The organism is Dermabacter sp. Marseille-Q3180 (assembly GCF_940792985.1).
Taxonomy (GTDB): domain Bacteria; phylum Actinomycetota; class Actinomycetes; order Actinomycetales; family Dermabacteraceae; genus Dermabacter; species Dermabacter vaginalis.
In genome coordinates this window covers 368,901-391,447 of the sequence record NZ_CALNWU010000001.1, presented here as the reverse complement: position 1 = coordinate 391,447, position 22,547 = coordinate 368,901, and the positions used below count along the sequence as shown (strand labels likewise).

Annotated in this window: 17 protein-coding genes; 8 read left to right on the top strand and 9 right to left on the bottom strand. The window is 63.9% G+C overall.

Annotation, left to right across the window (positions count from 1 at the left end):
* Positions 1-220 precede the first annotated feature (220 nt).
* The 4 genes from NBW56_RS01785 to NBW56_RS01770 form a co-directional block, all read right to left on the bottom strand.
* Positions 221-1,090 (bottom strand): helix-turn-helix transcriptional regulator, encoded by an 870-nt coding sequence (locus NBW56_RS01785; protein WP_349815700.1) that lies wholly within the window; start codon positions 1,088-1,090, stop codon positions 221-223.
* Between the two features lie 122 nt (positions 1,091-1,212).
* Positions 1,213-2,508, bottom strand: a complete 1,296-nt coding sequence (locus NBW56_RS01780; RefSeq protein WP_250257752.1) for an MFS transporter — start codon at positions 2,506-2,508, stop codon at positions 1,213-1,215.
* A 35-nt stretch (positions 2,509-2,543) separates the two neighbouring features.
* Positions 2,544-3,766 (bottom strand): IS3 family transposase gene (locus NBW56_RS01775; RefSeq protein ID WP_250257751.1). Its coding sequence is split into 2 segments (ribosomal slippage): positions 2,544-3,490 and positions 3,490-3,766, totalling 1,224 coding nucleotides; the frame shifts between segments, so codons are not numbered across the junction.
* A 100-nt stretch (positions 3,767-3,866) separates the two neighbouring features.
* Positions 3,867-6,170, bottom strand: a complete 2,304-nt coding sequence (locus NBW56_RS01770; protein ID WP_250257750.1) for an ATP-binding cassette domain-containing protein — start codon at positions 6,168-6,170, stop codon at positions 3,867-3,869.
* 81 nt (positions 6,171-6,251) lie between these two features.
* Here NBW56_RS01770 and NBW56_RS01765 point away from each other — a divergent pair, with 81 nt between their 5' ends.
* Positions 6,252-7,001 carry a TioE family transcriptional regulator gene (locus NBW56_RS01765; protein ID WP_250257749.1) on the top strand — a complete coding sequence of 250 codons (750 nt, stop codon included), beginning with the start codon at positions 6,252-6,254 and terminating at the stop codon, positions 6,999-7,001.
* A 45-nt stretch (positions 7,002-7,046) separates the two neighbouring features.
* Here the strand turns inward: NBW56_RS01765 and NBW56_RS01760 are convergent, their stop codons facing one another.
* From NBW56_RS01760 to NBW56_RS01750, 3 genes are all read right to left on the bottom strand, one after another.
* Positions 7,047-7,247, bottom strand: coding sequence for a hypothetical protein (locus NBW56_RS01760; RefSeq protein ID WP_165884072.1), 201 nt, complete (start codon positions 7,245-7,247; stop codon positions 7,047-7,049).
* Between the two features lie 892 nt (positions 7,248-8,139).
* Positions 8,140-8,325, bottom strand: a complete 186-nt coding sequence (locus NBW56_RS01755) for a hypothetical protein (RefSeq protein WP_108871779.1) — start codon at positions 8,323-8,325, stop codon at positions 8,140-8,142.
* 53 nt (positions 8,326-8,378) lie between these two features.
* A complete protein-coding gene (locus tag NBW56_RS01750) occupies positions 8,379-10,877 on the bottom strand; it encodes a helicase C-terminal domain-containing protein (RefSeq protein ID WP_250257748.1) in 2,499 nt (832 codons plus the stop codon).
* 105 nt (positions 10,878-10,982) lie between these two features.
* Here NBW56_RS01750 and NBW56_RS01745 point away from each other — a divergent pair, with 105 nt between their 5' ends.
* Both NBW56_RS01745 and mobF read left to right on the top strand, forming a co-directional pair.
* Positions 10,983-11,192, top strand: a complete 210-nt coding sequence (locus NBW56_RS01745; RefSeq protein ID WP_250257747.1) for a hypothetical protein — start codon at positions 10,983-10,985, stop codon at positions 11,190-11,192.
* A 200-nt stretch (positions 11,193-11,392) separates the two neighbouring features.
* On the top strand, positions 11,393-14,953 hold the full coding sequence (gene mobF, locus NBW56_RS01740) for a MobF family relaxase (protein ID WP_250257746.1): 3,561 nt from the start codon (positions 11,393-11,395) through the stop codon (positions 14,951-14,953).
* Positions 14,954-15,083: 130 nt separating this feature from the next.
* On the opposite strand, the gene NBW56_RS01735 is transcribed toward mobF, so the two are convergent.
* Complete coding sequence (locus NBW56_RS01735; RefSeq protein ID WP_250257745.1) at positions 15,084-16,472, bottom strand: helix-turn-helix domain-containing protein; 1,389 nt, start codon at positions 16,470-16,472, stop codon at positions 15,084-15,086.
* A complete protein-coding gene (locus tag NBW56_RS01730; protein ID WP_108871775.1) occupies positions 16,472-17,224 on the bottom strand; it encodes a hypothetical protein in 753 nt (250 codons plus the stop codon). The genes NBW56_RS01735 and NBW56_RS01730 overlap by 1 nt, the downstream gene beginning before the upstream one ends.
* Positions 17,225-17,548: 324 nt before the next feature.
* Here NBW56_RS01730 and NBW56_RS01725 point away from each other — a divergent pair, with 324 nt between their 5' ends.
* From NBW56_RS01725 to NBW56_RS01705, 5 genes are all read left to right on the top strand, one after another.
* Positions 17,549-17,956, top strand: a complete 408-nt coding sequence (locus tag NBW56_RS01725) for a hypothetical protein (protein WP_250257744.1) — start codon at positions 17,549-17,551, stop codon at positions 17,954-17,956.
* The gene (locus tag NBW56_RS01720; protein WP_230403683.1) at positions 17,953-18,339 is read left to right on the top strand and encodes a recombinase family protein; all 387 of its coding nucleotides are present in this window, start codon (positions 17,953-17,955) and stop codon (positions 18,337-18,339) included. The genes NBW56_RS01725 and NBW56_RS01720 overlap by 4 nt, the downstream gene beginning before the upstream one ends.
* A 696-nt stretch (positions 18,340-19,035) precedes the next feature.
* Positions 19,036-20,124 carry a DUF4238 domain-containing protein gene (locus NBW56_RS01715; RefSeq protein ID WP_250257743.1) on the top strand — a complete coding sequence of 363 codons (1,089 nt, stop codon included), beginning with the start codon at positions 19,036-19,038 and terminating at the stop codon, positions 20,122-20,124.
* A 453-nt stretch (positions 20,125-20,577) separates the two neighbouring features.
* Entirely contained in the window at positions 20,578-21,321 is a 744-nt protein-coding gene (locus tag NBW56_RS01710; RefSeq protein WP_250257742.1) for a hypothetical protein, read from the top strand.
* Between the two features lie 87 nt (positions 21,322-21,408).
* On the top strand, positions 21,409-22,233 hold the full coding sequence (locus NBW56_RS01705) for an abortive infection family protein (protein ID WP_154654214.1): 825 nt from the start codon (positions 21,409-21,411) through the stop codon (positions 22,231-22,233).
* Positions 22,234-22,547 lie beyond the last annotated feature (314 nt).

The following is a 22,547-nucleotide window of genomic DNA, read 5'->3' as shown; positions in this document are numbered from 1 at the left end:
TGCCCACCGGGTCGAAGAACCGACCCGGTGACCATCAGGTACGCCGGAACCACCAGCACTAGAAGACGGACAACAAGGAACCCCTACAGTGACCGCCAGGATCCACAGTGAACCTGACGTGTCCCAACGACTTATCAGCTCTTGGGTCTCTATGGGTAGCGGCTATGGGGGTGGAGTCCCTTTCGGCTACAACGGTGTCCCGATCCCGGTCAGGCGCTCGTCATCTCACTGAGTCGGTCACGGTACCGCTGGGGGTGATGCCGACACACTGCCGGAATGCCTCTGAGGCTCTGCTACGGCTTGCCCAACCTGCGGCTCGTCCGGCTGCCGCGACGCTAAGGTCCGTTTCGCGGAGAAGCCGGGCCATGACGTCGACTCTCAACATGGTCAGGTACGCCAGCGGCGTCTTGCCATACGCGTCGGTCAATACTCGCGAGAGGTGCTTCGGGGAGAGGTGGACGTGCTTAGCCAGGCGGGAGAGCGTCCAAGGAGCTTCGGGACTACTACGCAGCAGCTCAGCCACTTGATATGCCTCAGTCCTCAGCGCCATGGTTCTACGCTTCCTCGGCAGGCTAGGCAGAGTGGACGTACGCTGGGCTGGCCTTCTGTGAACGGCGCTGGTCCGTATGTGAGGGATGACAACGTCCAAAACTGCAAAGAGCAATGCTTGGATCCGACAGAACCGTTCGGGCGCTGGTCCGTCAACACTGAGTGCGACCAACTCGTCCAGCCAGGGTGTCAACAGTCCGATACGGTCCTCACCTATATGCAGAAGCTGCGCTGGTTCGGAGTACAGCTCATCAACGAAGTCTCGCGCCTGTAGCCGGTCCGCGAGAAATGCTGCGTGTTGCCAAAATACCTGGTCGACCACATAGTCGTGGTCCAGGTAGATGGTCGTGACCGTCGCCGACTCCTCGGGTTCGGTTGCGCACAGTGTATTCGCCCCGATCACCGCCACATCCCCCGCGTTCAAATGTTTCTCACCGAACTCGCTTAGCAGCAGAACGCTACCGGCTCGGGAAAACATGAGCCTCACGTAGTCGTAGCCGATGGGACCTGTCGGCCTGTGTAAAGCGCGAGTGTCGGCCAAGATCGGGTATGGAGAATTACGTCCACGAGGTAGCAGCCGTGCCTCCGTGGGCGTCGGCGGCGGTAGCACTGGCCTCGGCATGGCTCTCGAAGCTCACACTGCGAAAGTGGTTCTTCAGCCCGTCACTGAGTTGTCCGTCCAGTCGGATTCTTTGACTCGTTGGTGGCAGAGTTGGAGCGTGCCGCTCTTATCACAGCTCGTCCGGATGGAATCGCGGTGGCGAGGGTCAGCACGACGATGAGTGCAGTGCCTGAGGAGATGAGCAGTCCTTGCAGGCTGACGACATCGGCGAGGGGGCCGAAGATGATTACTCCGGCGGGTGTGGACAGCGTCATGGCGATACTGACGTAGCTGAAGACGCGTCCGAGCATTCCGGGGTCAACTGTCTGTTGGATCAGCGTCATGAACGGCGCGGAGAATGCAGGTACTGCTAGCCCGAAGAGGAAGGTGAAGAGGTAGTACAGCCAAAGGTTCGGGCTCAACCCGAGAGCGACGGTGAATGCTGCGACCGCGTAGGCGGACCCGAGGAGCAGCCCGATCCTGCTGCTCTTGGCGAAGAGCGTCGCGACCAAGATTCCTCCAAGCATTGTGCCGATGCTGAGGAGCATTTGCATGACTGCTAGCATCCACGGCTCGGTGCCGAAGCTCTCAGCGATCAGTAGTGGAGAGACAACCATCGCGGGTGCTTGGGAGAGGAGAAAGAAGAGGGCGAGGATGAGCAGGAGCCATCGGATCAATGGGTTGGAACTGATGTAGTGCATTCCCTCCACGAGTTCACGGCGGTAGCTTTCCCGCTTGTCTCCGTTCGCCTGCACTATGGGGACCCCGACGAAGAGTAGTAGCCCGATTCCAAGTACCGCGGTGAGTACATCGAGATAGAAGGCTGCGATGATATCGGCGCTGGCGTAGATCGCGGCCCCTGCGGCAGGCGCGAGAAGGGCCATCGCCGAATTGATCGTCTGGAAGATGCCGTTGATGCGCATGAGATGTTCCTGGGGGACGATCTGTGGGATCAGCGCTTGAACGGTCGGCGTCTGGACCCCGGCACCAACCGAGCGGATGGCGACTGCCGTGAGGATCAGCCATAGGTCGGTGAGTCCGATACTCATCAGGACGGCAAGGATCAAGGTTGTCGCTGCGATCAGTGAGTCGGCGGCGATGATGAGTTTCTTCCGGTCCAGCCGATCGGCCAGAACGCCTCCGAAGATCGACATCACGCCTTGAGGGCCAAATGCGGCGAGCATGAAGAGACCGAGAGCCATGCCTGATCGAGTCTCTAGGGTGATGTGCCACATCACGGCGAACTGGACGATCATCGAACCGAACAGGGACACGGTCTGTCCGGTGACGAATAGGACGGTGTTCCTAGCCCAGCGATCGGGTGGAGCTGAGGGGGTGTCTTCGAGATGGGCGGGCATGCAAGTGAAGCGTCCTGGGTTTGGTTCCGCTTCTTTTACGGCCCTGTGTTGATGGGCTCGGTGAGATAGTACTCGGTTTCTACTTCTTGTGGGGTGGCGTAGCCCAATGCTTCGTGAAGACGTTTGGTGTTCCACCAGTGCACCCACCGCAAGGTGGCTAGCTCGACTTCTCCTACTGATGTCCACGGGCCTTGAGGATGGATAAGTTCAGCCTTGTAGAGACCGTTAACAGTCTCGGCCAGCGCGTTGTCATAGGAATCTCCGACTGTGCCGACACTCGGCCGGATCTCGGCTTCGGCCAGTGCGGTGGAGTACTTCAGTGACACGTACTGACTTCCCCGGTCACTGTGGTGTATCAGCTGGTCGCCGTGGATTCGACCGGCAGTCGTTAAAGCATGTTCCAGTGCCTCCATCGGCAGCGCATCGGTGCGCATCGTAGATCGGGTGGCAACACCGACTATTTTGCGGCTGTAGACGTCAATGACAAACGCGGTGTAGGCGAATCCTGACAGGGTGCGAACGTAGGTAATGTCGGCGACCCAAAGTCGCCCAGGTGCTGTGGCCCGGAAGTTTCGCTGCACAAGATCCGGACGATGATCCGGCACCTTAGGGCTGATCGTGGTCGCCGGGGTGCGTCCACGTCGTCGACCAGACACACCTGCAAGTTTCATCAGGCGTGCGGTCTTGTCGCGGCCGATATGAAAGCCCTCACGGTTCATGGCGTGCCACATCTTGCGGATGCCGTAGACCGAGAAGTTTTCCGCATGGACGACCTGAATCTCTGGGATAAGCAGGCTATCGCTTAAAGCCCTCGCACTCGGGGCGCGGGTGGTGGCGTTACGGTAGCCGCGGGAGGTGATGAATCCACGGTCTGCTTGTTTCAGAACACGGCAGATGGCCTCGACCCCAAATTGCTCCTTGTACTCGTCGATGTAGGAGATCATCTGGTCGTGGGTCGGTCGAGTTCCGCCGCGAAAAAAGCCGAGGCAGTCTTGAGGATTCCGTTGGCTCGTTTCAGCTCGCGGTTTTCCCGGCGTAGCCGTTTGAGCTCTTCTTCCATGGTTTCGCCACCTGTTGGTGCCGTCTGCTCATGGGCGACGCTGTCACGGTACCAGGCGCGTAACGTGTGGTGGGACACGCCAAGGAGCTCTCCGACTTCCTCGTACGCGCGTTGCCGTGAGCAGGATTCCAGACGGACCATCTCTAGGACTTGATGGATCGCCTTCTCCTTGAATTCGGCGGAATACTTTCTGGGCATAGTGCCAATCCTTCCTTAGCAGAGGTAGGAACTAAACCCAGGACGCTTCAAAGAGGTTCCTTTCAGTGATGATCGGCGTGAAGAGGGCAGAAGGGGATCGTCAGCGACCGTGGGCTTCGGTCCAGGCACGCAGGTGAATGGCTGTGTACGTGTCGGCTGTCGCGACCATGTGCTGTGGGGTCCCTTCGAACACCACACGCCCCCCGTCAGTTCCGGCCCCGGGTCCGATGTCGATGATCCAATCGGCTGCCGCGATGACCGCGAGGTTGTGTTCGATGGCAACGACGCTGCGCCCGGAATCAACGAGGTTGCCGAGCATGGTGATGAGCATCTGCGTGTCTGCGAGGTGCATGCCGCTGGATGGTTCGTCCAGGACGTAGACGTTGGCGTCGTCGCGCAGGGCCGAGGCGAGCTTTAGTCGCTGTCGTTCGCCTCCGGACAAAGTGCTCAGTGGTTGGCCGAGAGTCAGATAGGGCAGGCCAACGGTGAGAAGCTGGTCGAGGATCCCGGCGGATTTGCCGGTGCGGAAGATCTCGCGGGCTTCGCGAACTGTCAGGCTGAGCACCTCGTCGATGGCCAGGCCGTGGAGCCGGTGGGTCAGCACGTCTGGTCTGTAGCGGCGACCGTCGCATTCGGGGCAAGTGCTTTCAACGTCGGCCATGATTGCCAGGTCGGTGTAGACGACTCCGAGCCCGCGGCACGTGGCGCAGGCGCCGTCGGAGTTCGCGGAGAAGAGCGAGGCGCTGACGCCGTTGGCCTTTGCGAATGCGCTCCGGATGGAGTCGAGAAGGCCGGTGTAGGTGGCGGGGATGGAGCGTCGCGAGCCCCTCAGCGGGCTCTGATCGATGAGCAGTACCCCGGGCTGGCCGTCGAGGCCTTGACGGATGAGAGTGGACTTGCCTGATCCGGCCACGCCTGTCACGACGCTGAGCACACCCGTGGGAATGTCCACGGAGACGTGCTTGAGGTTGTGTGCTGTCGCGTTGCGGATCTTCAGCGCTCCGGTGGGCTGCCGGGCTTCACGTTCCTCTGTGCTGCGATGGCCGAGAGCACGCGCGGTGACCGTGCCGCTGTCGAGCAACCCCGCCGGTGCGCCGGCGTACGTGATCGTTCCGCCATCGCGTCCGGCGCCCGGCCCGAGTTCGATGATGTGGTCGGCGGCGGCGATGACTGCAGGCTTGTGTTCGACGACGAGGACGGTGTTGCCTTTGTCTCGAAGCTGGAGTAACAGGGCGATCATGCGGTCGATGTCGTGGGGATGGAGGCCACTGGTGGGTTCGTCGAAGACGTAGGTGATGTCCGTCAGAGCCGAACCAAGGTGACGGACGATCTTGATCCGCTGAGCCTCTCCGCCGGAGAGGGTGGAGGTCTGACGGTCGAGGGAGAGATACCCGAGACCGACGAGGGCAAGGGAATCGAGCATGCGGCGCAGCTGCACGATCAGCGGTGCGACGTCCGAGTCGTCAATGCGATCCAGCCAGGACCGCAGGTCACTCACCTGCAAGGCGGTGCACTCAGAGATGGTCGCTCCCTGCACTGTCGCCGTCCGTGCGGCCTCGTTCAATCGGGTGCCTCGGCACTCGGCGCACTCAGCGAAGGTCGCAACTCGAGCGATGAAGTCGCGGATGTGCTTCTGCTTCGTCTCACCGGCCTTGTCGAGGAAGACTCGGCGGACTTTCCGGACAAGACCCTCGTACGTCGTGTTGGTGTGTCCGAGACGGACTTTGACGGGTTCTGCGTGCATCAGCCAGTCCCATTCCTCCGGGCTGTACTGGTGCAGCGGCTTGTCCGCGTCGAGGCGGTCCGATTCGCCGTAGGGGCGCCAGTACCAGGTGCCGACGCCGAAGTTCGGCACGGTGATGGCTCCGTCGTTCAGAGATCGATTGCGGTCGACCAAGATGTCTTCGTCGATGGCGGATGCCGTTCCGATGCCCTCACAGGCCGGACACATTCCATCAGGCGCATTGAAGGAGAAGCACGCGGCTGGCCCCACATATGGAGTGGAGATGCGGGAGAAGAGCAACCGCAGGAGGGCATAGGCGTCGGTGGCCGTGCCTACCGTCGAGCGGGCGTTGGCGCCGATCGGGTCTTGGTTGACCACGACAGCCGCCGTGAGCCCCGACATCTCGTCGGCATCAGGGCGAGAGAGCGTCGGCATGAAGCCTTGGAGGAACGCGGAATAGGTCTCGTTGATCAGGCGCCTGCTCTCAGATGCGATCGTTCCGAAGGCGAGGCTTGACTTTCCTGACCCTGACAGGCCTGCGAAGACGGTCAGCTTGCGCTTGGGGATTTCGACATCGACACCCCTGAGGTTGTGGCTGTGTGCTCCTCGGACGCGGATGACATCCGGCGTTGACGAACCTGCCGTGATCGGGCTTGATGACTCTTTGACATGATGACTCATGTGCATCAATCGTATCTCTGAACGAGCTGTTGATACTTTGCGTCGATTCCTGCGGCCAGGCGGTGGTAAAGTCTCAATACGATGAGAAGCCTCCGACCCGCCGACCTGGCGCGAGAGCATGGCCTGTCCACCCAGGCGGTGCGCAACTACGAGCGCAACGGCTGCCTCCCACCCGCCGATCGGACGCCGACGGGCTACCGGATCTACACGGACGTGCACGCCGCAGCACTGCGCGCCTATGTCGCACTCGTTCGCGGGTTCGGGCACGCTAGCGCCAGGTCGATCATGCAGGCGGTCCATCAAGGCAGGACCGACGACGCTCTGGCAGTGATCGATGCCGGGCACGAGCAACTCATGCGCGACCGCGCAACTCTGAGTACTGTGCGCGAAGCTGTGGAGCACATCGCCGCTGAGTCCGACGAACTCTCCGTAGGTGCTTCACCCTCGGCTGGCTTCCGTTCCATTGGGGAACTGGCGCATGCATTGGATCTGAGCCCGGCAACCGTGCGAACTTGGGAGCGAGCTGGAATCCTCGACCCCCAGCGTGACCTCGCCACAGGATACCGGGTGTATGCGAACGACGATGTTCGCGATGCCCGCCTCGCCCACCTACTGCGTCGGGGCGGCTATTTGCTCGACCAGATCGCGGTAGTGATTGGGCAGATACGCTCGGCCGGCGGCACGGATGAACTTTCGAAGACCGTCGGAGACTGGCAAGCCAAACTGACCGCACAAGGCATAGCGATGCTCAAGGCTTCGGCAAAGCTCAGCGAGTACCTCGATATCGCCGCAGACGACGAGAGGTGTGGGCGGAGCATGACATCCAGCTGACCACAACCCCCGAGGCAATCGCTGGGCCCAGGGAATGCGGTGTGGTCAGGAGAGGGACCAGTGTCCGACCTCGCGGTACGTGGAGTCCATGACAGCTTCGTGATGCGGCTTGTCGAACGAGTAGTGCTTGAGGTTGCCGGCCCAGTAGCGCAGTACGCGCCCAAGCTCTTCCGCTGGGTCGCCCGCGACGGTCTCAAGATCCACTTCGAGTCGGAAGGTCTGGATGTTCGTTGGTTCATCGTTCATAGCCTTCACCTTAACGTTGAATGAGCTATTGAAGCTTGCTTGGTGATCTAGCTTGCATCTATGGGTCCTGTCGGGCGCAAAGTTTAAAACCTATCCCGACCTCGGGCGACTTTGTGCGCTCAGAGCTCGATGGGGAGGCTGTCGGCGAGATTGACGACCGGGCCCGTCCCGCCTTACCGGTGAGGAGTAGGCCGAGAACACGTGCTGAGGCACGCGAGTGAATGGTCACGGAGGGCAGTGAGAACACGCGCTGGATCATGGCAGGGGCGGGTTCACCAGTCCGTGGTGTTCTCACGTGCCCACTGGGCGAAGGTGCGCCCGAGGCGTCCGGTGATGCGCGGAACGGTGTCGAGCACCTGACCGGATGCCTCGGGTGGGCTACTCCCGCGCGGTTGCGGTCCCCAACAGTGACCTCGACTGGGTCACTTTCGTCCTCGCTGCACTATGCGTCCCCTTCGCCTCCACGGGCCGCAGAGGCGATCACCCATTCCGCAGCTCGGGCAGCCAGTAGACCACTGCCGACAGCACCTGATCGAGAGGCCACACGTCTTTCAAGCGAGGCTCGCCGCGTCAACTTGAGTTGACAACCGGGTTCAAGTGTCGTCATCAGCGCACCTGATCGGCGTGAGCGCATCCCGGATGGGAGGGGCCAGGGGCTGGCCCGTGAAGGTGCTGTCACTGGATCGCACTGAGCGCTCTGCGATCGTGCACGAGTTTCGTCGCTACCAGGGCCATCTAGCGCGTATCGATGACGATCTGCATGCCTCCCACGTGCTGTCCGTCAGTGTGCCGCACAGTGAGGTGGCCGTCGATGCGGCGTGAGTCGAAGACGGTGATGGGGATCGCGCTGCTGGCCGAGAGATGGATGCACAGATCGATCAGCAGGCTTTAGTCAGCGGGTCTCCTCGAACGGGTCCACGACCGTATGCACGCCGTGCGCGGGGCAGGAGAACGCGATGCGCAGGCCCGTGCCCTCGCCCGCGTCGAACGGCTCTGGCGCGCAATCGGCTCCGCACTCTGCGCAGGTGCGGTAGCCCTCGGCCCTTGGGGCAAGGCTTTCGAATGGGTCTGAGTTCATGCGGTTGCATCTCCTAGCCCCGCTGGTCTCGCGAGGATGAACTGGCAGGGCACTCAGTATCGTCCCTCTACCGAGAATCGACGCATGAACTCGGCGGCGGTCAACCCATGATCGTTCAAAAGGCTGGCGACACGAGCGGGATCACGGAAGGCATCATTCGAAGCCAGCCCTGTAGCGAAGGACGCCAGCGCCTTCTTCAGGCGAGCAAGCTGCTCCGTGGTAATAACCCGGCAGCCCGACGGTATCGCAGCGTGTGAATCGAACCTCTCCTCCGGGTGGATAAGCACAGGAACCGATTGGCTACTCGGATACTGTTCACGGAACCAATCCATCGCTTGGGAAAGTTGCCCGGCCCACTTCTTGTAGACCGGGTGCCCGGCGTCCGCGTCACTCTTCGCCTCAATGACACAGAAACTCCCGTCGCTGAGCGCCCACAAGTTGTCGGGTCCGGGCTTGGGAAGTTGCTCGGGTCTCTGCCCTACGTGTCCGATATGTTCCGCAAGATCTCGCACCGCCTGCTCAAACTGGTCCGTCCGAGGCCCCCAATCTAGGTCTTGCGCTAGGGCGTTGAAACCGAGGAGCAGATCGTTACCGGACTCGTACCTCGCTTGCAGCCAAGATGAAGCCTGCTCAGCCTGCGGGCGGCTGGCCGCTTTCAATCTCTCGTACTGCACACCTGCGAGAGGTCGAAGTAGTCGCATGTTCGCGCGATTAGCCGTCTTTTGAATCTGTTGTGCTTGCGATGGATCGAAGAAGTTGATGTAAGTCGCGAGTCGCTGTTGCTGGAGTGTTTGTGTAGTGTCGTCATCCGTGATGCTATTGACGACTGACTGCTGTTCTCGTGCCGCGGACACATAGTCGCCACGCATGGCTTCACTAAATGCGAGTCGCTCAGCCTTAGCGGTTTCAACGACCATCGAAGCGTCGTAACGGACCTGCGCCAGAGCGCCCTTGCTGTAAGCGATCCAGTCCCTATCGCGTTCGAGGCACTGATTCATGATGTCATGTAGATCGTCAAGGGTCTCGGCTTCGACCTCGCTCGCAACTTCCGCCGCGAGGTCCAGTTGCACTCTGGTCGCGGGAGAGAAGAAGCCTCGTGCTTCGGGCGCATTCAGGCGTTCGGCCAACCGAGCCCCAAGGAGGAGAACCACGGCATGGTCTTCGTTTGACCGAGTAGCCCGACCCATACCCTGCTCCAGGCGTTGAATCTGCCGACCAAGGAGATTTGCTGATCCGGTTAGTCGCGCCTGCGCTATCCGTTCGGGCCCGTCGAGTGCTTCGGGGAGTCCATCAATGACTAGGACGTGGCACGCGTCGCCGGGTAGGTCAATGCCGTCGTAGCGGTTGACGAGGACTACGAGTCCCAGTTGGGGGTTCTGGTGTACTTTCTCGATGCCCTCGTGGATGTTGTTACGGTCGAGAACGAGGGCAGCGTCGTCCCGCCACCAGTCGGCACGTGCATGGCTCGGAACGATGACAACAACGTTTTGCTCTTCTGCCAGATCTAGGACAAGCTCACGCACTTCGTTATCTGTCGCTCTCGGCACGAGTTGCTGGGGCACAAGGATCATCCGATCCCCTATATCGCCCGCGCTTGAAGGGAAAATGGGTCGTGCGACCGACTCTGGGGCGGCGCCGAAGTGCCGGACAAGCACTGAGTCGTCAGCAAGAGTGGCGGTGAGGTACACGCGTCGCTGCGCCTGGGAGAACCCGAGAAGCGCTTCGGTTGGGTGACAAGGAGGGTATATCTCGAAGGCGTCGCTTGTAATAACGCCAGTACAGAGCGGGAGGCTGTCAACAACAAGGGGCCAACCCCACTTCAGAGCGCCGGTCGAAAGCGGGTGCAGGATGGACAAGACTTGATCTTGTTTCGCTTGCCAGGCCCAGAATGGAACCTCCTGAATCGCACTACGGTGACGAGATTCCAAGTCCAAATATCCGCTAGGAGACTGAACCTTTAAATCGGCAGCAAAAAGGTCCAGCAGCTCGTCGTATGCGGACGACTCAGCATCGACCCGGAGCCGGAACACATGATCTGCCTGCGCGATGCAGGCGTGAGCGTCATCAATGATCACTCCTGCGAGTCCGTGCGACGGAGGCTTGGACACGCTGCCGCCGACCCCGAAGACTGACAAGCCATTGAAGAGTATGGCGAACGTCCCGACGAGGACGGCGCGTCCCTGCTGATACTCGGGCGATTTGGGGTCGTTCGTGGTGGTGATCCCCGCTCGTTGTGCCTCGTTAGTGACCTGGGCCGTGAGGAAGTCATCAGGCACGAGGTAAGCAACCGGTCGGATTCCCTCGTTAAGCCAACTACGAGCCAGCAGGAGCCCGACCAGCGTTTTGCCGCCCCCTGTATTCATCTTGATCACGAGGTCCCGTTCGTCGCGACGCTCGTGCCAAGCGGCCAGCACCTGATCTTGCGGCCCTCTCAGATAGTCCAGTCCGGAGACTTTCTCAGGGAGAGCGTTGAATAGATCACGGGGGTCGGTAATCGTATTGGCCGGAGCCGAGGCCCCCTGGCCCAGTCGCTTGAAGTTGACCTTGGCCATCGCATCCTCGCTTCGTGTTGACCTCATCCACGGTGCCCTCATTCTCTCCTATGCAGCCAGGGCTCGGCCAACCGCGCAGGTCATCGGGCCGCGCGCTGGGGTGACATGCTGCTGGTCGCGGGATTCGGGGTGTTCACACTCGGGATCGCAACCTTGGCCTATCTGATCTTCCGCCGGCCCCGTACCGACTCGCTCACGCTCCGTCTGCTGTTCGGTACGGTGATCGCCGTGACCGGTCTGCTGCTGGATGCGGTGGTGTACGGCGCAACTGCGAGCCGGTATCCGGTGCTGCCCGGACCGCAACAGGGGCGGTAGCGTTCTTCCTTGTCCTCGCCTACGGGCTGCTCCTGCTCGCGCCACACGTCTGCCGTGCACAGGACGCTCAGTGTTCAAGCCCGACTGCGTGAAGCCGACAACGTACGGCCGGACGAAGCGCGGCCCTCATAGGTGGCGGGCGGAATCTCGCGCTGGGCATGGTGGCGTCATGCACCACTTCGGGTGCTCACCTGCTCGGTATGACGGTCTCGATGCGAGTGATGAGCGCCGGCGACGGCTACCAGTACCTGCTACGCACCGTCGCCGCGGGCGACGGCGACCGTTCCCTGTCGACTCCGCTGACGAAGTATTACACGGAGGAGGGCACGCCCCCCGGGTTTTGGATGGGGACGGGCCTGCCGTCCCTCGGCAGCGGTGAGCTGGCCGAGGGCGGCCGAGTCACCGAGGCGCAGCTCCAGCTCCTGGTCGGGATGGGCCGCGACCCCATCACAGGCGAGCCATTGGGTGAAGCGTATCGGCAGTACGCGAGCGTGCAGGACCGCGTCGATCGTCGGGTCGCCGACCTCGACCCGGAGCTGGGGCCGGTATCTCGTGCGGAGCAGGTCGCGGCCATCGAGGCGGAGGAAGCCGAGCGCGGCACCCGCCGCGCGGTCGCGGGGTATGATCTGACGTTCTCGGTGCCGAAGTCGCTGTCGGCCTGGTGGGGCGTTGCGGATGCGGGCACGCAATCGCTGATTGCGGACGCGCACCATCAGGCGGTCGCGGAGGTGATCGCGTTCCTCGAACGCGAGGTCGCGACCACGCGCGTCGGTGCCGCCGGACCGGAGGGCGCGGTCGCGCATGTCGATGTCGCCGGCGTCCTCGCCACCGCGTTCGACCACTACGACTCACGCCGTGGCGATCCGCAGCTGCACACCCACGTCGTGGTCAGCAACAAAGTGCTCACCGTGCAGGACCAGAAGTGGCGGACCCTCGCCGGTCGCCCGGTGCACGCCTCGGTCGTCGCCCTGTCCGAGCTGTACAACGCCACCCTCGCCGACCGGATCACGGGCATGTTCGGGATCGAGTGGGAGGCCAGGGAACGGGGCCGGGATCGCAACCCGGCATGGGAGCTCGCCCCGGTACCGGAGGAGCTGATCTCGGAGTTCTCCTCCCGGTCTCGGCAGATCGAGGAGGAGAAGACCCGCCTGATCGACGCCTACCGGGCCAAGCACGGCCGTGAACCGTCGACGAAGACGATCCTGAAGCTCCGCGCCCAAGCGACCCTCGCGACCCGACCCGAGAAGCAGGTCCAGTCGCTCGCTACCCTCACCGCCAACTGGCGCCACCGCGCAGGCGAGGTCCTCGGCGAGGACGCGACCGCCTGGGCGCGCACCCTCACAAGCGGGGAACAGGCAGCGCTGTTGCGGGCCGACGACGTGCCCGTGGACACCATCACCGACCTCGGCCAGTCCGTCGTCGCGGCGGTGGGTGAGAAGCGGTCGACGTGGCGGCGCTGGAACCTCCACTCCGAAGCGAGCCGGCAGCTCATGGGGGTGCGGTTCGCGACCGCTGCCGACAGGGAGGCGATTACCGGGATGCTGACCGACGCCGCCGAACAGGCGTCGCTGCGGTTGACGCCGCCGGAGCTGGCATCGAGCCCGATCGTGTTCCGCCGCCCCGACGGATCAAGCCGCTTCCGCCACCCCAGCGCCGTCCTGTACTCCACCGAGGAACTGCTAGCCGCGGAAGACCGGCTCCTCGACCGCTCGCACGCGACGACCGGGCCGACCGTGGAACTGGCCACCGTCGAGAAGATCACCAGCAGGCCCGACTCGGAAGGGCGCCGGCTCGGCCCCGATCAGGCCGATGCCCTGCAGCGGATCGCGGTGTCGGGCCGGGTCGTGGACGTGCTCGTCGGGCCCGCAGGTGCGGGGAAGACAACGGCGATGAGCGCGTTGAAACGGGCGTGGGAGAAGCAACACGGCGCCGGCAGCGTGGTCGGTTTGGCGCCGTCGGAGAACGCGGCGCAGGTGCTCGGCGAGGAACTGGGCATCGAGACGGAGAACACGGCCCGCTGGTGGCAGATGCACCTCCTCCACGGGACCACGTTCGACAAGGACCAGCTCGTGATCCTCGACGAGGCATCCCTGGCCGGCACCGGCTCCCTCGATCGCATCACCGGCCTCGCCGAACAAGCCGGCGCGAAAGTCCTGCTCGTGGGTGACTGGTCGCAGCTCCAGGCCGTGGATGCGGGCGGGGCGTTCGGGATGCTCGTCCACGACCGCGACGACGCCCCCGAACTGGTCGACGTACACCGGTTCACCCATCAATGGGAGAAGGCCAACTCGCTGGCCCTGCGGCACGGCCGTACCCCGGCGATCGACACGCTCATCAAGCACGACCGGGTGCGCGGCGGTGACCAGGACGCGATGATCGATGCCGCCTACACCGCCTGGCGACACGACGTCCAGGTGGGGCGGGCGTCGATCCTCGTCGCCGAAACCCGCGAGAGTGTCACCCAGCTCAACGAGCGTGCCCGCGCCGACCTCATCCTCGACGGCACCATCACCCCCAGCCGAGAAGTCGCCTTGCACGACGGCACCCAGGCATCCAAGGGTGACCGGGTCATCACAAGGGAGAACGACCGGCGCCTGCGGTCGAAGAACGGCAAGAACTGGGTGCGCAACGGCGACCGCTGGACCATCACCGACATCTCCAGCGACGGGTCGATCACCGTCCGCCCCGCCGGGCGACGCTTCGGCGGATCGCTCGTGCTCCCCGCCGCCTATGTCGCCGAACAGGTCGAACTCGGGTATGCGATCACCGGGCACCGCGCCCAAGGGATCACTGTCGATACCGCGCACGCGGTCGTGACGGCGACGACCACGCGGGAGAACTTCTACGTCGCGATGACCCGCGGCCGGCACGGGAACTACGCCTACGTCGCCACCGACACCACAGACGACGCGCATGTCGCCCCGCACCCCTCCGACAACCCCGACGCCACCGCCCGATCCGTCCTGTACGGGGTGCTCCAGCACGTCGGCGCCGAGCTGTCCGCACACGAGACCATCACCGCCGAACACGAACGCTGGGGGTCCATCGCCCAGTTGGCGGCGGAGTACGAGACCATCGCCCAAGCCGCCCAGCACGACCGCTGGGCCACCCTCCTGGAAACCTCCGGCCTGACCGAGGGGCAGGTCGATGTGGTGCTCGGCTCGGACGCCTACGGTGCCCTGTCCGCGGAATTGCGCCGCGCCGAGGCGAATCATCACGACCTCGACGCCCTGTTTCCGCGGCTGGTGGCGGCGCGCGGCTTTACCGATGCCGACGACCTCGCCTCGGTCCTGCATCACCGCCTCGCCCGCGCCACCGCCCGCCCCGCCGGGTCCGGGCGCGCCCGCCGGTCGCCGCGGCTGATCGCAGGGCTCATCCCGTATGCCTCGGGCGTGACCGACCCTGAGATGCACCACGCCCTCGCTGAACGCGAAGAGCTGATCGAACATCGCGCAGCGGCGGTCCTCGGCCGCGACCGGGATCAGGGGAAGCCGTGGACGGCCGCGCTGGGCAAGCCGCCCGCGGACGCACGGACGGCGCAGCGGTGGCGGCAGGCCGGCCGGGTTGTCGCCGCGTACCGCGGCCGGTACCAGATCACCGATGACACCCCGCTTGGCCGCGATGCGGGATCGGATGCGCAGAAGCTCGACGCCGCCCGCGCGACTGCCGCGCTCACGCGGGCGCAGCAGCTCAGCCGTCAGACCCGGGACTCCGAACAGCCGGACCTCACGGTGGAGGCCCGGCAGTGCCGCACTCTTTGAAAGCGAGAAGGAGGGGTGCAGGTCTCTGGAGTTCTTGTGTCGTTGCCGAAGAAGTTGCCGCTAGGGTGGCACGAGAAGAGGGCGGTCGATCTCAGTCCCAGGGAGATCGACCGCCCTCTCTCGTTCGGCCCTACTTTCCCTTCTCCGTCACGCTCGTGTTGGGGTGACGAGCAGCGGCAGCGCCCGAGATGTACCGGCCGGAGATCGCCGAGCGGTTGTGCGTGCCGCTCGACTTGTTCCCTCCGGTTTCGGTAACGCTCGTCTTCGGATGACGAGCGGCCGCGGCATTCGAGATGTAGCGGCCTGTGATTGCAGAGCGATGAGCCATGTCGGCTCCTTCCTCCTCGGAGTTCCCCCCTATGTCGTCGGGGGGCGCCGTCGTGGTTCGACGGTCGTCTGGGGTTGGCACCAGCGAGAGCTTCGGCCGAGGATCCTCGATGCCCGCGAGTTGCCGAACATGTCTGGGGGTGAACTGTAGGTCGCGCGCGATATCGACAACGGTCACGTCGACAGTTTCGAGAAGCTCGATGGCGTTCTTGAGGAGCTCTGGTTGCTCCCCAGGGAAGTCTCGGATTGGTCGTGAGCGTCGCGGCAAGCTATTGAGCGTTATGTAGGCTCGCCTGGTGGTTGACTCGGAAATGATTTCGAGCTCGCGCATGCGATACAGCAATGAGTGAACCGAGACGCCCCACCATTCGCTGATCTCCTCGATCCGGTTGAAGTTAACCCGCTTCGGAAGCTCGTTGCAGATGACATCACGGGGCGTGAGGAACTCGGCCGCGAACTCGTCGGCTTGACGCTCCATTTGGGTGTCACTTCCTTGACGCCCGTGATGCAGCACGATGTGTCCCAATTCGTGAGCCGCGGAGAATCGGTGGCGCATAACATCATTGGCCTTGTCCGGTGTGAGCACGATCATAGGACGCGGCAGGGCGATCGTTGAGAACGCATCGATACGGCTCTTGTCGTCCAGCTCCTCTTCTTTCATTGAGAAGAACACCGTGAGAATGCCGTGCTGCTCTAGCTGATAAACGAGATGAGGGATCGGGCCGAAACCGAGCCGCCAATGCTCGCGCATAGCGCGTGCCGCGGTGACCGGGTCGGGCACGTCGAACGAGTCGGGTTGCGCCCAGCCCGGCAGATCGATATCAGGGAACTCGACACTCTCTTCGAGATAGCAGCTAAGCTCCCACGCCTGTTCGACATAGGCAGTGGCCTGTTGCTGCTGACTGACAGTGGTCGATCGGAGCCTTCGGAATGAAGCTTCTGCGATCTCGACTTGTGCGCGAGGACGGCCATGTGCGAAAAAACCTGCTGGAACTTTGAGGGCGTCGGCCAGCGCTGCGATTGTCTCTGCACGCGGTCTGACTTCGCCACGCTCGTACTGACCAATCGCGGCGGCAGAGACTCCAACCGCTCGATGGAGTTCGGTCTTACTCATCTTGCAGATGCGTCGCGCCTGAGTCAGGCGGGCGGGATCAAAAAGGCGCGCAATATCGGTCAGGCTTTGCTCTGGCATCAGCTACCCTCCTTCTCCTCGGAACGCGAGCGCAGCTTGGCCCGAGTACGAGGCCGATCTCCCTCGGCGAAGCCGCCGACCAGACGAGGCTTCTGCTGTACCGACGGAGCTTCTGCCGGTTCCTTCGTGTAGGTCAGACGCTCAGGATCGGTGAATTCGAGGTGTCGACCGTTGAGTCGTGCTGGCGCCCAATAGATTGTGCCGACGCCGAACGGCGTGCTGCTGTAATACGGCACGAACAGCGTCACCTTGCCGTTCGGATCTGAGACGATGTCGAGCGCATCGGACAGGCGGGCCACGTCGTCTTCCTCATTGATGTGGCTGGGCGGGAGTTCGAACAGGCCGCCAGGCTCGGTGTACTTCGTGTTGCTGGCCGCAGCGAACATCTCTCGCCGCTTCTCGGGGAGATAGCTCGGACGGTAGCGACGATGATTGCGCGGCATCTTCTTGCCCACGCGCTGAAGGAAGACGAGGCTGTTGCCGACATACGTCAGCGTCCGACGCGTACCGGGAACCCGTTGTTCATGGTAGGAGGGCAGGGCATTGATGAGCGCCTGAAGTTCCTTCTGAGCCCCACGAGCCATCCCGACGCCGTAAACATCCTGGTCTCCGTCCGGGTCCTGGTACTCGGTGTGCGCTCGGGCCGAACGTTGCTGGCTGAGATGAATGGCTTGCGGGATCGCAGACCGCAGAGTCTGGATCTCCTCCTGAGTGAACTCCGAACGCCAGTCAAGGTGGTCGTCATCGCGCATGTCGTCTCCCATCGTCAGTGGAAGCGTAGCACAGTACTTCAGTTCTTATCAAGAATCCGTCAACTTGCGGGGAGTCGAGTCGTGGGTGAAGGTCATCTTGACGGGAAGCAAGGAGCTCCTGACGGTCAATCTACGCCACCTGGCGCCGATGGGACCGGACTGGCCTCCCGGGTCGGGGGTTCCTCTTGTCCGCACGCCGGCGTAGAGTGGAAGGCGAAGCGGAGGCTTCCAATCTGTCGGGTTCTCCGGGACCACCCCTTTCGCGGGGCCACCACCAACACGCCGCTTCCTAACATTCGAACCGTGTTGAATGGAGACCCACCGATGTTCTTCAGCGACCGCGTGCGGCGCCGCTGGCGCCAGAGCGAGAACACCGCCCAGAACCTGGAGCCGGTCCGCCGGCTCTTCCCGACGAACCGCATCCGCGATGCCGTCTACAGTCGCCGCGGACTCAAATGGGGCGTCCCGGCGATGCTGCTCGCCGCCCCCTACATCGCAGCGGTGAAGCTGCTGAGCGATCACATCGAGCAGGGCGGTCCCGGCTGGCTCCACCTGGTCGTGCTGCTGTGCGCGTGGAACGCGCTCAAGATGCTCTGGCTCGGCCCGATGAGCCTCATCGCCCTCGCCGGTGCCCGGCACCGCGAGCACGCCCAACGCCGCGCTGTCCGCGGTGAAGCCGAGGGGCGCGGCACGCCGGACGATGCTCCGGTCATGGTCGGCGGTGCATCATGAACGCAGTCACCTACCGGTACAGCGCGGCGGAGAACCCTGCCTGGCTGAACCAGCAAGAAGCCGACTGCCGCAGCTACGCCGACGAGCACGGCCTGACCGTCACCGAGGTCTTCACCGACGTCGGGCACAGTCGCCACGGCCTGCGTCACATGCTCGATGCCGTCGAGCGGCAGGACGTGACCGGGCTCATCGTCACCGACCTTGCACGGCTCGGCTCTAAGTACGCCGATCACGTCGCCGTCGTCCAGCAGCTCCACGACGCTGGAGTCGACATCCACGTCACCAAAGACCGCACGACAAGCTCCGTCGAGGAGAAACCTGATCGCCGTCAAGCAGGCACACCTCGATGCCGAGGCCCCGCGGTCGTTCCCCTCCGGTGGTAGCGACCCCACGGACTGATCCGCTACCGCCACCGCCAAGGGTCCGCTCTCGACTGGAAGAGAGCGAATCCTTCTGCTTGTTCGCCTACCGTTCCCGCCCGTGCGGATCACGAAGCGAGACACCCGCACGAGCAGGTTCGTCCGGACCGTGCTCGCGTTGAAACCCAGCCGCTCGCCGACCCTGGCCAGCGACTCGCCCTGCTCGTAACGGCGGCACATTTCGAGAACCTCTCCCGATGATGGCTTCTCGCGGCGCAGTCGCACGCCTCGATCCCGCAACCGGTCAGCGAGGCGCTGCCGACTCACGCCCAGATCGTCAGCGATCACCCGCAGAATCTCGCCGCACTTGTAGCGGCGCTCCGCCTCATCCAGCATCGCCGCCGTCAACCGCGGAACCGGACGCGGCAGCGGCCGAGAGGAGGCCGGCCCCACCGTTGGCCTGCGGCGACGTCGGATCGCTCGATGCAACGTGACCGCCAACTGGAGGGTCGGGGCAAGGTTAGAGCACTGTCGCGCTACCTCCACCCCACGCACACGGCTCGAACCTTTGCCGTCATCGATGGGTCGGATCGGGCCTTGTTGCTGCTTTGAATCCAGGTGAGGGCGTCATTGAGATGCATCGTGTTGGACAGGGCCATCTGCATGGTCTGCCGATAGTCTCGTTGCCGGGTTCAGGCCAAGTCTGCGAGGAGGCACTGCATGGCTAAGGATCACTTCATCCCGGCGGCCCTGCTCGGGCGTTTTTCCGAAGACGAGAGTGGACCGCTTCGTCAGCGCAGGCTTCACGTCGTGAGTCGCCATACCGCCGGCCGGGTTACGACGGCGGCTTCCATCGGGTACAAGAAGCGTCTGTACGGCGTCGACCAGGACTTCTTCCAGACCTCGCAGGGGCGCGCCATCGACAAGTTGTGGGACGCGTACGAGCCGCAGTTGCCCAGGGTTCTGGATGATCTCATCGCCGGAACCCTCAGCGCCTCGGACTGGATCCGAATCCTCGTGCCCTTCGTTGCCGCAACCTTCGCTCGGGATCGCTCATACGAGGCGAGAGTTGTCGCGCGTCTGAAGGAGGAGGGCGTAGAGGACCCGCAGACTGAAGCTCCCGATTTGTTTGACAAGACGAATTTGAATTTGAATCGCTTGGTCGAGATGAACAGGTTCGCTGCACGAGCGATTGTCTGCGAATGGTACGTCTTCGAACTGGATGGGGATATTGTCATCCCGGATCTCGGGTTTGGCTTCGACTTGCTCTCCGACCCCGACGAGGAGCCGGAGCGCGTGGGCTTCATGCTGCCGGTGGGTCGTCGCCACATCCTGGAGTTGATGCCTGTGACAGAGCGTGTCCTCGCGACCCGATCCGTCGACGGGACGTGGCAGGTGCCCCTAGTGCACGCTCGGTCGGCCGGGTCTTCGGTCGACCTGAACCGCTATCTATGTCAGTGTGCGCAGGACTTCGTCGCAGGTACAGAAGCTGCTACCGAGTCGATCTCCGCCGCGGACTTGTCGACTTTCGGCCCCTCCCAAATCGAGAAGGTCCTAGGCCAGTGGCCCTTCAATATCGACACCTTGGTTCTTGCGGGTCTTCATGCGCCAGTGGACAAGCTCCTGCATGACGAGCCACTGGATCTCGACGAGTGGTTGCTGGACCGGTTCGAGGGCGTGACCGAGCTCGACTCCCGTATCGCCTTCCGGTTCGCCCGAACCGCGCGGCGCTTCCCTGTGAGCTGCTTCTTGGCCACCGACGGATCGACGATCCGGGTGAGAGCACACTCGAACGATCAACGCAGGTAGTCCACCATGCCACCCCGACCCGTCAACGACGCCCAGCGTGAGGTGCTCGACTGGCTCGCCGCCGGAGGCTCCCAGGACCCGCCGCGGCCGGAGATGAAGCTGAGCGCCGCCGCGCTGACGGCGCGCGGCCTCGTCAAGGTCCGCCGCCCGGGCGGGAAGTGGACGGCCGAGCTCACGGAGACGGGCAGGTACTACGTCGAACACGGCAGGTACCCGGGTGAGGCCGAGAGGCCACCGGCTCCACGAACACGCCGTGCAGGGAGTCCTGCAAGACCAGGGACTCCGGAGCCCTCCCCGGCGCCGGCTGAGACGCGAGAGCCAGTCGGAGTGCCGCAGGAGCCCCAGGAACAGGTTCCGCTGCGCCAAGTCGTCCGGCGACCCCACCCGGCCGTCAAGGAACTCAGGGATCGGCCGGGCCGGCTTCCGATGCCCCTGCGAAGGCGCTGCGTCCTGGTGGCCCACTCTCTCGTCACCGAGGCGCTGGCTCGCGGCTGGACGGTCACGCCCGTGGAGGCGCGCCGCGAGCCCGATGGTTACCGCGGCACCTACCTGCACTATGCGAGCCAAGCGTTGCTCCTGCTTGATGCCGGGCACGCGACGGTGGGGATCGTGTTCAGCGAGGTGACGAAGCGGCGGCCGCACGAGGGCACGAAGGAGGAGGCCGCGCGCCGGGCGAAGGGCCAGTACGTCTGGGTACCGAGGTACGACTACGTCGGTGACGGCAGACTGCGTCTTCATCTGACGGACCGCGACGGACGGAAGACCGGGGCCTCGTGGACCGACGGCGCGCGCGTCAAGGTCGAGGAGCGGCTGGCTGACGTGATCGCCGCTGTCGAGGCCGCCAGCGAGCGCGCAGTGCAGATGGAGCAGGAGCGCCGCCGCCGCGAGGAGGAGGAGAGGCTTCGCCGCGAGGAGGCCCACCGGGTCGAGCAGCTGCGCCGCGGCTACGAGGAGTGGGAGCAGGCGCTCCACGCCGGTGCCGACGCGTGGGCCAGGCACCGCGAGATGGCCGCGTTCGTCGACGAGTTGGAGCGCGCCATCGGCGAGGAGGGACACCCGTTTGTCGAGTGGGCCCGCAGTCACCTGGCGGCGGTCGACCCGCGCCGAGTGCTGCCGTCGGGCGACGTGCCCACGTGGACGCACGAAGAGCGAGCACGGCACGGCCGGTATGAACCGAAGCCGACGTACCGCTGGTGAGGCGATCCGCTTGCCGGAACCGAACGCGTCGTCCTGAGACACTGGTCGGGATCGTGCCGTCGTATGGCGCCAGACGAGGGGAGTTCCGTGATAGGTCAGCTGCTATCGGACGAGGTCGCCGCCTCGTTGGGTAAGTTCTTCTTCGGCGGCGCGGGCCCGAGCCACGCGACCCTCACGAGGTGCTTCACGGCGTGTGGTCTATCGGACGAGGACCCCTACGACGTCGCTACCGGCACGCCGAACAAGGAGCACCGAGTGCTGCTGCTGTGCCGGACAGCCCGGCGACGTCCGGGTGACGTGGCCGCGAAGGCACTGGATCAGCTGCTGACGGCGCTGCGCGTCGATGGCGCGTTCAACAGCTCGGACGCGCAGACCAAGGAGCGGGTCGCGACCCTGCAGCGCGCGCTCCTGGCTCAGGGTGCTGTGCTGGACGACGAAGGGCGGCTCCAGCACGAGCAGCCGCTCGACCTGGAGACCGGCGGAAGACAGGCCCTCGACGAACAGCTCGCTCGGTTGCGACGGAACGTCGAGGATCCGGGGGCCCTTCTGGGTGGAGCGAAGGAGCTCTTGGAATCGATCTGCAAGTTCGTGCTGGAGGAGCAGATGATGCTCCCGACAGGGAAGCTCGACTTCGAACCGCTGCTGCATCTGGCGATGGAGCGGCTCGGACTCCAGCCACAGCTGGTCGACGCCTCGCAGCCTGGCGGCAAGCAGCTCCGCGCGATCTACCAGTCGGCCAAGACAACGGCCTCGACGATCAACGAGCTGCGCAACCTCCAGGGCACCGGCCACGGGAGGACGCTGCCCACGGGCATCAGCAAGGAGACCGGCCGCTACGTGATCCGCGAGGCAACGCACGTGGCGGAGCTGCTCCTGACCACGCATGATCGGCAAATGGGTCGCGCCTCCTGACAGCGATCCCGGAAGGCACGCGCTAGGACAGCATGGTCTGTTGGTCGCCGGTAGGTCGTCGGTGTGCGACGGTCTCAGCCGCAGTCCTCGCCGCGGTCGTCAGTCGTGCGCTGCGCTCCCTCCCTCCCCCTCGGTCGGGGCGGGGAGGGGTAGGCGTGCAGCTACTTCCGCCCAGCGACGAGAGCTGCACGCTCCGCCTGGACCTTGAGGTTACGTAACGTGTCTCGGATGCCTAGGCGCGGGTTGATCCTCAGCGATGGGCCTGCTGCACTTTCGGGAGTGCGCCGCGGCCGTGCGTGTCACGCATCACGACG

Coding starts and splice junctions, on each gene's coding strand:
- NBW56_RS01780 (WP_250257752.1), bottom strand. CDS start 2,508: ATGCCCGCCCATCTCGAAGACACCCCCTCAGCTCCACCCGATCGCTGG.
- NBW56_RS01770 (WP_250257750.1), bottom strand. CDS start 6,170: ATGAGTCATCATGTCAAAGAGTCATCAAGCCCGATCACGGCAGGTTCG.
- NBW56_RS01765 (WP_250257749.1), top strand. CDS start 6,252: ATGAGAAGCCTCCGACCCGCCGACCTGGCGCGAGAGCATGGCCTGTCC.
- NBW56_RS01760 (WP_165884072.1), bottom strand. CDS start 7,247: ATGAACGATGAACCAACGAACATCCAGACCTTCCGACTCGAAGTGGAT.
- NBW56_RS01755 (WP_108871779.1), bottom strand. CDS start 8,325: ATGAACTCAGACCCATTCGAAAGCCTTGCCCCAAGGGCCGAGGGCTAC.
- NBW56_RS01750 (WP_250257748.1), bottom strand. CDS start 10,877: ATGGCCAAGGTCAACTTCAAGCGACTGGGCCAGGGGGCCTCGGCTCCG.
- NBW56_RS01745 (WP_250257747.1), top strand. CDS start 10,983: ATGCTGCTGGTCGCGGGATTCGGGGTGTTCACACTCGGGATCGCAACC.
- mobF (WP_250257746.1), top strand. CDS start 11,393: ATGACGGTCTCGATGCGAGTGATGAGCGCCGGCGACGGCTACCAGTAC.
- NBW56_RS01735 (WP_250257745.1), bottom strand. CDS start 16,472: ATGCCAGAGCAAAGCCTGACCGATATTGCGCGCCTTTTTGATCCCGCC.
- NBW56_RS01730 (WP_108871775.1), bottom strand. CDS start 17,224: ATGCGCGATGACGACCACCTTGACTGGCGTTCGGAGTTCACTCAGGAG.
- NBW56_RS01725 (WP_250257744.1), top strand. CDS start 17,549: ATGTTCTTCAGCGACCGCGTGCGGCGCCGCTGGCGCCAGAGCGAGAAC.
- NBW56_RS01720 (WP_230403683.1), top strand. CDS start 17,953: ATGAACGCAGTCACCTACCGGTACAGCGCGGCGGAGAACCCTGCCTGG.
- NBW56_RS01715 (WP_250257743.1), top strand. CDS start 19,036: ATGGCTAAGGATCACTTCATCCCGGCGGCCCTGCTCGGGCGTTTTTCC.